Origin of the sequence: Methylocella sp. (assembly GCF_041905455.1) — a bacterium.
Lineage (GTDB): Bacteria > Pseudomonadota > Alphaproteobacteria > Rhizobiales > Beijerinckiaceae > Methylocapsa.
This window is the reverse complement of sequence record NZ_JAYRLA010000004.1, coordinates 188867-200463: the sequence shown is the minus strand read 5'-3', so window position 1 is coordinate 200463 and position 11597 is coordinate 188867. Positions and strand designations below refer to the sequence as shown.

General features: G+C 70.7%; 9 protein-coding genes. All 9 read right to left on the bottom strand.

From position 1 onward, the window contains the following. Positions 1 to 122: 122 nt before the first annotated feature. Entirely contained in the window at positions 123 to 1703 is a 1581-nt protein-coding gene (xseA, locus tag ACE3OG_RS05480) for an exodeoxyribonuclease VII large subunit (RefSeq protein WP_374306595.1), read from the bottom strand. Between the two features lie 65 nt (positions 1704 to 1768). Further along, a complete protein-coding gene (locus ACE3OG_RS05475) occupies positions 1769 to 3409 on the bottom strand; it encodes a Na+/H+ antiporter (protein ID WP_374306593.1) in 1641 nt (546 codons plus the stop codon). Between the two features lie 13 nt (positions 3410 to 3422). Next, positions 3423 to 4148 carry an anti-sigma factor domain-containing protein gene (locus ACE3OG_RS05470; protein WP_374306591.1) on the bottom strand — a complete coding sequence of 242 codons (726 nt, stop codon included), beginning with the start codon at positions 4146 to 4148 and terminating at the stop codon, positions 3423 to 3425. Beyond that, complete coding sequence (locus ACE3OG_RS05465) at positions 4145 to 4699, bottom strand: sigma-70 family RNA polymerase sigma factor (RefSeq protein WP_374306610.1); 555 nt, start codon at positions 4697 to 4699, stop codon at positions 4145 to 4147. The genes ACE3OG_RS05470 and ACE3OG_RS05465 overlap by 4 nt, the downstream gene beginning before the upstream one ends. A gap of 119 nt (positions 4700 to 4818) precedes the next feature. Next, entirely contained in the window at positions 4819 to 6519 is a 1701-nt protein-coding gene (gene ybaL / locus ACE3OG_RS05460) for a YbaL family putative K(+) efflux transporter (RefSeq protein WP_374306589.1), read from the bottom strand. A gap of 113 nt (positions 6520 to 6632) precedes the next feature. Then, positions 6633 to 7943, bottom strand: a complete 1311-nt coding sequence (locus tag ACE3OG_RS05455; protein WP_374306588.1) for a DUF3422 family protein — start codon at positions 7941 to 7943, stop codon at positions 6633 to 6635. 74 nt (positions 7944 to 8017) lie between these two features. Beyond that, a complete protein-coding gene (locus ACE3OG_RS05450; protein WP_374306586.1) occupies positions 8018 to 8917 on the bottom strand; it encodes a LysR family transcriptional regulator in 900 nt (299 codons plus the stop codon). Further along, positions 8914 to 10314 (bottom strand): glycoside hydrolase family 15 protein, encoded by a 1401-nt coding sequence (locus tag ACE3OG_RS05445; protein WP_374306584.1) that lies wholly within the window; start codon positions 10312 to 10314, stop codon positions 8914 to 8916. The genes ACE3OG_RS05450 and ACE3OG_RS05445 overlap by 4 nt, the downstream gene beginning before the upstream one ends. Beyond that, a complete protein-coding gene (locus tag ACE3OG_RS05440; RefSeq protein ID WP_374306582.1) occupies positions 10311 to 11597 on the bottom strand; it encodes a glucoamylase family protein in 1287 nt (428 codons plus the stop codon). The genes ACE3OG_RS05445 and ACE3OG_RS05440 overlap by 4 nt, the downstream gene beginning before the upstream one ends.

Below are 11597 nucleotides of genomic sequence, written 5' to 3'. Positions count from 1 at the left end.
GCGGATGCGCTCCCATTGGGAGTCGCGAAGGCTGTAGCGTCGCACCGGTCAGCTCCAAAATGGCTGACCTTCTATGAATCGAAGTTTCCAGCGCGCCGGAAGCCCCTAAATGACGACAGGCCCTAGAACAGCGAGCCCTGATCCGGCTTTTCGCTGCGCTGGCGGCGCGGAGCCGGCCTTGCGTCGACGGGCGGCCCTCTCTCTCCCGCCACCGCGCCGCGTTCGCCGTCCGCGAACGCGATCCTGAGCGCCATTCCGTCCCGCACGTCGACGGCGCGGCGCAACAGCCGTCCCTCGCCGTCGCGCACCAGCGCGAAGCCGCGCGCCAGCACATTCTCATAGCCGAAGCTTTTGCGAAGCTGGTCGAGCCGCTCCGCGTCGGCGCGCCGGCGGCGCAGCCCGTCCTCGAACGCACGGCGCAAGCGCGCCTCGAGCGCGCCGAGCCTGCGGCGCTCGGCGCCGGCGCGCAGAAGCTCCGCGCGGACGCTCGCGGCCCGCGCCGCGCCGAGGCGGGAGGCGAGCGTGCGCAGCGCGTCGGCGCGCCGCTCGCGCCGCGTCTCGACAGCCCGGCGCAGGCGGCGGCCCAGACCCGCGATCTGCTCGGCCGTGCGCGCGAGGCGGGCGCGCGGCGACTGGCGCGCAAGACGCTGGCCGAGGCGGGCGAGGGCGAGGCGGCGTGCGTCGGCGCCGCGCGCCAGCGCCGCTTCGAGCCGGCGGCCGGCATGGTCGAGCCGCTGGCGAGGAGGCGCGAGCAGCGCGTCGGCGCCGGGCAGCGCGCGGGCGAGCCCGCGCAGCTCGCTGCGCCGGCGTTCGACGAAGCGGAAGGCGGCGTCTTCGCGCCGGCGCGCCAGCTGGTCGAGGCGGGCGAGGAGATCGCGGCGCACGGGCACGGCGCGCTCGGCGGCGCCGGTCGGCGTCGGGGCGCGATGGTCGGCGACGAAGTCGATGAGCGTCCAGTCCGTCTCGTGCCCGACCGCGGAGATGAGCGGGATCGCGCTCGCCGCCGCCGCCCGCGCCACGATCTCCTCGTTGAAGCTCCACAGATCCTCGAGCGAGCCGCCGCCGCGCGCGACGATGAGCACGTCGGGGCGCGGGATGGGGCCGTCTTCGGGCAGGGCGCAGAAGCCGGCGATGGCTGCGGCCACTTCGGCCGCCGACGTCTCGCCCTGCATCCGCGCCGGCCAGAGAAGGACGCGGCGGGGAAAACGGTCGGCGAGGCGGTGCAGGATGTCGCGAATGACGGCGCCGGTCGGCGAGGTCACGACGCCGACGACCTTCGGCAGGAAGGGCAGGGGCTTCTTGCGCGCCTCGTCGAACAGCCCTTCGGCGGCGAGACGCCGGCGGCGCTCCTCGAAGAGCGCCATCAGCGCGCCGACGCCGGCGGGCTCCAGCGATTCGACGACGATCTGATAGCTCGACTTGCCGGCGAAGGTGGTGATCTTGCCGGTGGCGACGACCTCGAGCCCCTCCTGCGGCCTGGTTCGCAGCCGCGCGAAGGTTCCTTTCCAGATCACCGCGTCGATGCGCGCGCTCGCGTCCTTCAGGCAGAAATAGGCGTGGCCGGAGGAATGCGGCCCGCGATAGTTGGAGATTTCCCCGCGCAGCCGCACATGGCCGAAGCGATCCTCGATCGTGCGCTTGAGCGCGCTCGAGAGTTCGGAGACGGTGAAGTCGGGGGCGTTGCTCGCTGGGCTGTCCGGCATGGCGCTCGCTTCGGGGCGGGCGCAGGCGAGCCGATCCGGGGCCTGAAGTCAAGGCGCCGGCCGTCTCAGGCCGGATTGATCTGCGCCTCGACGAGGTCGACCTCGCGAACGAGCTTGCGCGCCGTCTCCTCGGGCAGCTCGCGGCCGCGCGCGAGGCGGAAATATTCTTCCCGCTCGGCCTGCAGCGCCGCGAGGCGCAACTCGCGCTCGATCGCCTCGGCCGCGCGGGCGAGGTTGGCCTCCTCGCCATTCTTGGATCTCGCGTCGATGCGGCTGCGGTAGAAAGTCATGACGCGGGCGCCCGCCTCGGCGTAGAGATCGGCGTCGCCCCGCCGCGCGCCAAGGCGGTGCTGCGCCGCGCCGACGGCGATGATCGCGGCCTGCGCGGCGGCGACGCGGGCGCGGTCTTCTTCGAGCTGATGCGAGGGCTCGGGCGGAAGCTGCAAACCCTTCAGCAAAAAGGGCAGGCCCGCGCTGGCGGCGACGAGCGAGACGACGATGACGAAGGAGGCGAGGAAGATCGCGAGGTCGCGCGCCGGAAAAGGCGCGCCGCCATACGTCGCGAGCGGCAGCGTCAGCACGCCGGCGAGGGTGATCGTTCCCCGCGCGCCGGCGAGCGCGGTGACGGCGACGAGACGCCAGCTCGGGGCCTCGAGCGGCTCGCCGCGGCGCGCGGCGCGGAAAAGCACGAATTTGAGGGAGACCCAGGCCCAGACGAAGCGCAGCGCCAGGAGAGCCGCGTTGATCGCGACGACATAGATCACGAGCCAGGCGGGCTCGTGATGGCCTGTCTCGCGCACGACCTGGGCCGCGCCGGCGACGATGCGCGGCAGCTGCTCGCCGAGCAGCACAAAGATCGCGCCGTTGGCGGAGAACTGCACGGCGTCCCATACGGCCGCGCGCCGGACGCGCGTGACCGGCAGCGCCTGTCCGCTCTGCTCGACGTAGCTCATCGTGATTCCGGCGGCGACGGCGGCGAGAATGCCGGAGCCGTGCAGACGCTCGGCGAGAAGATATGCGCCGAAAGGGATGAGGAGGCTGATGAGGATCTGCGAGCCCGTCTCCTCGCCGGCGCGGCGCGCGACGATCCGCTTGAGCTGCGTGACCGCGAGCGTCGCGCCGACGCCGCACGCGACGCCCGCGACGATGAGCCAGAGGAAGGTCGCGAAGGCGTTGAAGGGAGAAAACGAGCCGGTGAGCGCCGCCGCGACGGCGAAGCGCATGCACACGAGGCCGGAGGCGTCGTTGAGCAGCGATTCGCCTTCGAGGATATGCATCAGCCGCTTGGGGATCGGCGTGCGCTTGGCCACCGACGAAACGGCGATCGGGTCGGTCGGCGAGAGGATCGCGGCGAGCGCGAAGGCGACGGCGAGCGGCATCGCCGGGATCAGCGCGTTGATGAAGAAGCCGACTCCAACCACCGTGAAGAAGACGAGGCCGAAGGCGAATTCGAGGATCGTGCCCGCGTCGCGAAAGAGCCCTTCCTTGGGGATGCGCCAGCCGTCGAGGAACAGGAGCGGCGGCAGAAACAGGAGGAAGAACACCTCCGGCTCGAGCTCCATGCCGAGCGGGGCGACGGAGGCGATCAGCGCGCCGAGCGCGATGTGGACGAGCGGCGTCGGCGCCGGAAAGGGCGACAGGCGCGACAGCGCGCCGCCGACCACGACGGCGACGAGCATGACGAGGATGACGGTCAGATTCTCCAAATCGCCCCGCAGCTCACTCTTCGATGAGCTCGCCCTTATACATCATGGGGCCGGTCGGCTCCCCGGTGGGCGAGCCGCCGTGCGGCTCGAGGCTGACGGCGAAGCGGGCGTCGCGCACCGACATGTCGCTCGGCATCGGCATCTTCATGCCGCCGGCCGGCACCACGCCCAGCGACTTCGGCGGCGCGTCCTTGGGCATGTACCACAATTCGAGGCTCTTGCCGGCCGGCGTCTCGGCCGCGACCGGCCGCACATGGACGGCGTGGCCAGGGACGTCGACGCGCACGACGAGGGCCGGCAGCTCGCCGCCGCGGTTGACGACCGCGACATAGGAATGCTCGCCCGCCGGCGCGCGGGCGAACTCGCGGAACACGGCGACGGCGGCGAAGCTCGCGGCGAGCGCTCCGAAGGTGAGCGCGGCGGAGCGCCAGCGCGAGCGCGAGCGCCGCAGGCGCGCCAGCGGCGAGGCGTCGTCGTCGTTGCGCCCGTCGTCTTCAAAATAGGCGTCGCCGGCCGCGGCGGGCGGCGACAGCGCGGCTTCGAGCCGGCTCCAGACCGACGCCGGCGGCGCGATCGGCTCGACCGCGAGCGCGAGCGGGGCGAGGCGGCGCTCCCAGGCGGCGGCCGCCGCCCGCGCCTCGGCGTCCTGCGTCTTGACGCTGGAGAACAGCGTGCGCTCGTCGGCGTGCAGGGTGCCGAGCGCATATTCGGCGGCGAAGAGTTCGCGCTCGTCTGTCATGAGGCGCCGTCCAGGCAGGAGCGCAGCGTGGCGAGGCTGCGGTGGAGCCAGGTCTTGATGGTGTTGACCGGCTTGTCGAAACGGGCGGCGAGCTCCTCGCGCGAATAGCCTTCGTAATAGGCGAGCAGCACGCAGCTGCGGTGCGGCTCCTCGATCGCGCCAAGGCAATGGCGCAGCGCCGAGAGGTCGGCGACGTCGGCCTGCGGATCGCCCGGGGCGGCGAGCTTCTCCGACCAGTCGGCGGGCTCTTCCCTCCGCGGCGCGGCGAAGCTCTTGCGCCGCAGGAGGTCGATCGCGCGGTTGCGGGCGATCGCGCAGAGCCAGGCCGTCGCCGGGCCGGCGTCGGCTGAATAGGTCGCGGCGTTGCGCCAGATGCGCAGATAGACATCCTGAAGGACGTCCTCCGCCGCCGCACGGTCGCGGAGGATGCGCAGGATCACCGCGAAGAGCCGCGCCGACGTCGCGTCGTAAAGGGCGCGGAACGCCTCGCGGTCGCCTTCGGCGGCTGCGGCGACGAGCTCGGCGACCGTCGTTTGCGCAAGATCGTCCAGGACGGCTCTCCGCGTGAAAGGAGGACGTCGGCCAGCGGCCGGGCGACGGCGATTGTCCCGGCGCGCGGCGCGCGGGTCAAGCCTGATCGCGGTGTTTCCGCGCTCGCCTCATGCAGGCGTCAACCCGCCTCCTGCTCGCGTCCGAAGCGCTTCAGCACATAATTGGTCATACCGCGGGCGAGCTCCTGCTCCCCGAGGAAGACGACGCCGGCGTTCTCCTGCCGCAGGAGCTCCGCCTCCGTCTCGTTGTGGGTGCGCACGATCGTCTCGATCTGCGGATTGATCTTGCCGGCGATGTCGATCATCCGGCGCACGTCGAGCGTGTCCGGCGTCGCGATGACGAGGAGGCTCGCCTTGGCGATATGCGCCTGGATCAGCACCGCCATGTCGGCGGCGTCGCCGGTGACGGCGGGAATTCCCTTCTGCCGGCATTGCTCGACGAGCTCGCGGTTCTCGTCGACGACGACGAAGGGGACGCCGGCGTGGGTCATGGCGCCGGCGATGCGCCGGCCGACGCGCCCGTAGCCGACCAGCACGACCTGCTGCGAGAGATATTTCTCGTCCGTCGTGAGCGGCAGCTCGGCGAGCGGATCGTCGGGGCGCTCGACCATGCGGGCGAGCGCGCTGCGCTTGCGGACCCACGCCTGAACCGGCTCAAGCGCGTCGAACAGCAGCGAGTTCAGGGTGATCGAGATCAGCGCGCCGGCGAGGATGAGGCTCTGGCCCTCCCTCGGCAGGAGCCCGAGGCCGACCCCGAGGCCCGCCAGAATGAAGGAGAACTCGCCGATCTGCGCAAGGCTCGCCGAGACGGTCAGCGCCGTGTTGAGAGGATAGCGGAAGGCGAGCACCAGCCCCGCCGCGGCGAGCGACTTGCCGATGACGATGATGAGCACCACGAGCAGGACGTGCAGCGGCTCCTTCACGATGATGGTCGGATCGAACAGCATGCCGACCGAGACGAAGAACAGCACCGCGAAGGCGTCGCGCAGAGGCAGCGTCTCCTCGGCGGCGCGATGGCTGAACTCGGATTCGCGGATCACCATGCCGGCGAAGAAGGCGCCGAGCGCGAAGGAGACGCCGAACAGATGAGAGGCGCCGTAGGCGAGGCTGACCGCCGCGGCGATGACGCAGAGGGTGAAGAGTTCGGCCGATCCCGTGCGCGTCACTTGCCACAAAAGCCACGGGAAGACGCGCCGCCCGATGACCAGCATCAGGGCGATGAAGGCGGCGATCTTGGCGATTGTGACCTCGAGCGTCCAAAAAATGTCGGCGGTCGAGGTCGAGCCGGCGTGCGAGAAGGCGGCGCTGAGCGGCGGCAGCAGCACCAGCACGAGGACCATGGCGATGTCCTCGACGATCAGCCAGCCGACCGCGATGCGCCCGTTGGTGGTTTCGAGCACGCCGCGCGCCTCGAGCGCCTTGAGCAGCACGACGGTGCTGGCGACCGACAGCGCGAGGCCGAAGGTGAGGGCGCCGCCGACGCTCCAGCCCCAAAGATGCGCGAGCCCCGCGCCCATCAGGGTGGCGACGGCGATCTGCAGCACCGCTCCGGGCAGCGCCACCTTGCGCACGTCCCACAGGTCGTCGAGCGAAAAATGCAGCCCGACGCCGAACATCAGCAGCATGACGCCGATCTCGGCGAGCTGCGCGGCGATCTCCGCGTCCGCGGTGAAGCCGGGGGAATAGGGGCCGATGATCACGCCGGCGAGGAGATAGCCGACCAGAGCGGGCAGCTTGAGCTTCGCGGCGACGAAGCCGAAAATCAGCGCGAAGCCGAAGCCGGCGGCGATCGTCGTGATGAGCGGGACGGCGTGATGCACGCTGGCGAGGTCTCCTGTGCGGGCGCGCGCGGGCCCATCGCGGTCCGGACCTTGCCGGACGCTCCTATGTGCCCGTCAAGGCCGCCTTCGCGCAAGCCTGCTCAGAGGCGGACTCAGTCGACCGGATGGCTGCGCCGCAGCTTGCGCACGTTCCACCACACCGCGACGGCGATGGCCGGGACGAACAGCGCCGTGGCGAGCGCCGGATTGAGCCAGTGCGCCTCCTGATGAAGCCCCTCGAAGACGAGATGGAGGATAGAGGCCATGTAATAGGTGATCGCCGCGACCGAGAGCCCCTCGACCGTCTGCTGCAGGCGCAGCTGCATGCGCACGCGCTCGTTCATCGTCGAGAGCAGGTTCTGGTTCTGGCTTTCGAGCTCGACCTCGACGCGGGTGCGCAGCAGCTGGGCGGCGCGCGCGAGCTTCCGCGACAACGTGTCCTGTCGCGCCTCGACCGCCGCGCAGGTGCGGATCGCCGGCGTCAGCCGCCGCGTGAGGAACTGGCGCAGCGTCGGCGCGTCGCCGACCGGCCGCTCGTCGATGACCGAAAGGCGCTGCTCGACGGTTTCATAATACGCCTTCGTGGCGCCGAAGCGGTAAAGGCTCCGCGCCGCGCCGCTTTCGAGCTCGCCGGCGAGGGTGGTGAGGCGGGCGAGCAGTTCGCGGCTCGCCTCCAGCCTCTCGGCCTCGCGCATGGCGCCGATGAGACGGGGCAGCTCCGCCTCGATCCGGCTGATCGTCGGCGAGAGGTCCTGCGCGCAGGGCAGGCCGAGCAGGGCGAGCGTGCGGTAGGTTTCGAGCTCGAGAAGGCGCTGGGAGAGGGCGCCCGCCTCGAGCTCGCCAAGGCCGCGGTCGAGGACGAGGATGCGCACGAACCCGAAGACGTCGGCGCGGAAGTCCGTCGCGACGAGGGCGAGGCCATGCGCGACGTCGGCGGCGGCGAGCTCGTTCTGGCTGAACAGCCGGCGCCAGCCCTCGCCGACCGCGCCCTCGGGCCGCAGGTCGAGATCGACGGCGACGATGAGCGGCCCCGGCTGCGGCAGGAGCCGCATGACCTTGCCGAGCTCGCCGGCGTCCGGCGAAAAGGGCGGCGTCTCGCGCCCGTCGCGCTGATCCTGCGGAAATTCGAACGTATAGGTCAGGAATTCGCCGTGCCGCTCCCAGCGCAGCACGGTCGGCGTCAGCTCGACGCGGTGGTGCTTCGCCTTGGCGAGCGGCGGCGGGACGGCGCGCTCGACGCAGAACTGGGCGAGCGCCGCCTGCGCCCGGTCGGCGCCCTCGTGATCAATCATGAAGGCGAAATGCAGGATTCGCTTCTGGCCGGTGATCGGCTCGAACGGCCGCGCATGCAGCTCGGCGAGCACCCGCGCGCGCAGCTCGTGCTCCCTGAAGCCGGAGCCGGTTGGGGGAAAATCGTCAAGCACGCGTCAGGCCTCTCGCGCGGAACCGTGAACTTGGCGGACACTCTGCGGGCGCGAGGCCGTAAGTCAATCGCCCTTCATGGTTCGACGCGCTCGCGCGCGGCGAGCGCCGCCGCCTCGGCGATCAGGGCGCGCACGAGCGGGGGAAGAGGCTCGCGCCGCGGCGTCACGAGTCCGATGCGCTGCACCTCCTGAGGCTCGACGATCGGGATCGAGCGAAGCGGCTCGTCGAGGCCGAGGACGTCCGCGAAGGTCTCGGGAATGATGCTCGCCCAGCGGCCGGCGCGCACATGCGCGGCGAGGACGACCATCGAGTTCGACTCGAGCATCGGCGCGTCGGCGGGCGCTCCGCCGTCCAGCATGCGGTCGATGATGCGCCGGTTCTGCATGTCGGGCGTGAGGAGGCAGAGCGGAATTTGCGCGACTTCCTTCCAGGTCACCTTCTTGCGGTCGCCGAGCGGCCGGTCCGCCAAGGTCAGCAGCCTGTAGCGCTCGCGATAGAGCGGCTCGGCGCGAATGTGGCCGAGCGGCTCGTTGTCGAGGTAGGTGAGGCCGGCGTCGATCTGCAGTCCGTCGAGCATCGCGAGGATTTCCCGCGACGTCTGCGACAATATGGTGAAGCGCACCTCCGGGTTCTTCTCGCGGAAGGGGAGGGTGAGCTTCTGCGCCATGCCGAGCGCCGTCGGCACGGCGGCGATGGTGAGATGGCCGACGAGCGAGGTCTTGGGCGCGCGCATCTCCTGGCGCATGGCGCGCGCGTCGGCGACGATGCGCTTCGCCCACTCGAGCGCCCGCTCGCCGTCCGGCGTGAAGCCGTGAAAGCGCGAGCTGCGGTTGACGAGCAGCACGCCAAGGCTTTCCTCGAGCTGCTTCACGCCGGCCGAAAGCGTCGGCTGGGTGACGCCGCAGGCCTCCGCCGCACGGCTGAAATTGCGCTCGCGCGCGAGGGCGAGCAGGAATTCGAGCTTCTCGATCATGGCCCGCCGTCCGAAGCCCCGGCGGCGCGCGCCCGCCGCCGCGCGGCGCAGGCGCTGACGAAGGCCGCGTGGCTCCAGGCGAGCGTCTTCGCCGAGGTCTGCGCGCCGCTCGTCTGGTCGAACTGCTCGGAAAGGTCGCCGTCGGGGGCGGCGCTGGCGAGCGCGGTGGCGATAAAGGCCTCGCCGCGCGAAAAAAGCGCGCCGGCGAGCCCGGCGGACGCGCTGTCCAGTCCGGCGCCGCGCCAGGCCGCCGCCTCGACGAAGCCGCGCGCCGCCGCCTCCGCCGCGCGAAAATAGAATTCGGCGGCGCCGAAGGTCGAGAAGAAATAGGCGCCGCCGCTGTAGTAGGCGTCGCCCTCGTAGCGTCCCATCGCCGGAGCGAGCGCGCCCGGCCCGGTCGAATTCAACGCATAGGCGCGCCGGAACAGCGCCTCGAGCCTGAGGAGCGTGGCGACGAGGCGCGGGTCGGCGACGCTGTGCGGGCCGCCCGCGCGTCCGGCGTGGATCGCCGCGAGGACGACGGCGATGTCGAGCTCGCGCGTCGCGTCGCCGTTCAGGCGGCTCAGCACGAAGCCCTTGTCGGCGCTCCAGAAGGCGTCGAGCCCCGCCTCGATCTCCTCGGCCGCCGCGACGAGTTCGGCGCCGGCGCCGGGATCGCCGCAATTGCGCAGGAACAGCCCGCCCTGGCGCAGCGCCTCGCCCTGCGCGAGGGCGGTGTAATAATGCCGCCCAAGCTCCTCCTCCCAGATGTCGAACGAGGGGAGCGCGCGCCGCGCCAGCGTGAAGGCGAGGTCGCGGCGCAAAAGCTCGGCGGCGGCTTCGCCCGCCGCTTCGCCGGGCGGGAGCGACGCGCAGAAGCGCAGCACGGCGAGGACGCGCAGGGCCGGGCCGTCATGCTGCGGACGCGACCATTTCAGGATGTCGAGCGCTCCGTCGGGGTCGAAGCGCGGCTCGCCCAGCGCGTCGTCGCCGCGGATCGCCGCGATTTCCTCCTGCGGCCGCAGGAACTGCCTGAAATGCGGTTCGACGGCGGCGCGATAGTCGCCTGCGGCGGCGAGAAACGCCTCGCCCTCGCGCGAGGAGATCGACAGGCTGAAGGAGAGGAAATCGGCGAAACGCGCCGCGCCTTCCTCGCGCGAAACCTCGCCCATCTCGACGAGGAGGCGCAACGCGTCGACGACCACCGCCGAGTCGCGCAGCCAGTGGAAGAAATAGTCCGGGTCCGGATCGTAGGCGGCCATGACCGGGGAGGCGAGGACCGAGCCTTTCGCGGGCCTGATGAAACGATGAAAGCCGACGCGCTCCTTGACGAGATCGGTCCGTGAAAAGGCGCTGAGCATTTTCGCGGCGCTCCGCGAAAGCTGGCGGGCGAGCCGCGTCTCGAACGCCTCGCTCATGCGCCGGCCTGCGGCGGGAAACGGAAATCGAGGCGCGCCAGCCCGCGCCGCACGTCGGGATCGGACATGAACAGGCGCCACAGCAATCCTGAGCGGTGGTTCTCGATCATCGCGACGATCGGTCCCTGGTCGATGGCGAGATAGCTGTCCGCCCGCCAGCCATGCGCCTCGCTGAAGGCGTCGGCGAAGCCGTAGCGCCCGAAGATCCACGCGCCGAGGTCGTCGTGGAAATGGCGCAGCGCCCGCGCCGCCTCCTGCGGCAGATAGGGAAAGCTCGACAGCGCGGCGGTCGGCGAGATCACCCCGAGATCGTTGTCGGGGGCGTGGGCGGCGTAGTTGTGAAGCGCGTCGTCGCTCGCCGTGAGGCCCCAGCAGTCCGGCCCGTAGCCGGCGTAGCCGCCCGGATTTGCGACGCAATGGGCGTAATTGACGAGGCAATGCCTCACGTTCTGCTCGAAATAGTCCGCATATCTGTCAGAAAGACCGTGCGGATCCAGCCCGCAGAACGAGTAATGCGCGAAGAACAAGGGTCCGCCCCAGTCGGGGCCGAGCGGCAGCTCATGGCCGCGCCAGACGCGGCGGTTGAGGAAGCTGCGGCTCTGCGCGAAGCCCTCGTGATAAAGGATTGGATCGATTGCGAAACGCGGATTGGGCGCGGCGGCGGCGAGCACATAGGCGATGAGGCATTCGTTCCAGCCGTGGATTTCGGCGTTGAGCGAAAAGCCGTTGTTCGGGCTCCAGTGCCAGAGCAGAACTTTTCGCCCATGCGGCGCATGAAAACTCCATTCGACGTCCTGCCACAGCCACGTGACATGGTTGCGCAGGTCGGTTTCGAGCGGATCGTCGCGGTCGAAGAAGCGCCGCGCGCAGAGAAGGCCCTGGAACAGGAGGGCGGTCTCGACGAGGTCGCCGCCGTCGTCCTTGCGCCCCATGGGGATGGTCGCTCCCGTCCGCCCGTCGAGATAGTGCGGGAACATTCCGTGGTAGGAGGGGGTGCGTTCGAGGAAGCTCACCATCGTCATGAGCCGGCGCGCCGCCTCGCTCCGCCCGACCCAGCCGCGCGCCGCGCCGACGACGAGGGCCATCGCGCCGAAGCCGCTGCCCCCGATCGAGATTTTGTTTTCGTTCGCGTCCGCCTGCGCGTCGGCGGCGAAAGGCAGCCGGTCGCGGGCGAGGAAGCTCACCGGATGCGCGCCGTCCCAGAAATAGCGGAAGGTCGCGCGCTGCACGGCGTCAAGGAGCGCCTCGTCTTCGAGCGGCGGTGAAGAGGCGCCTTTCGTCAT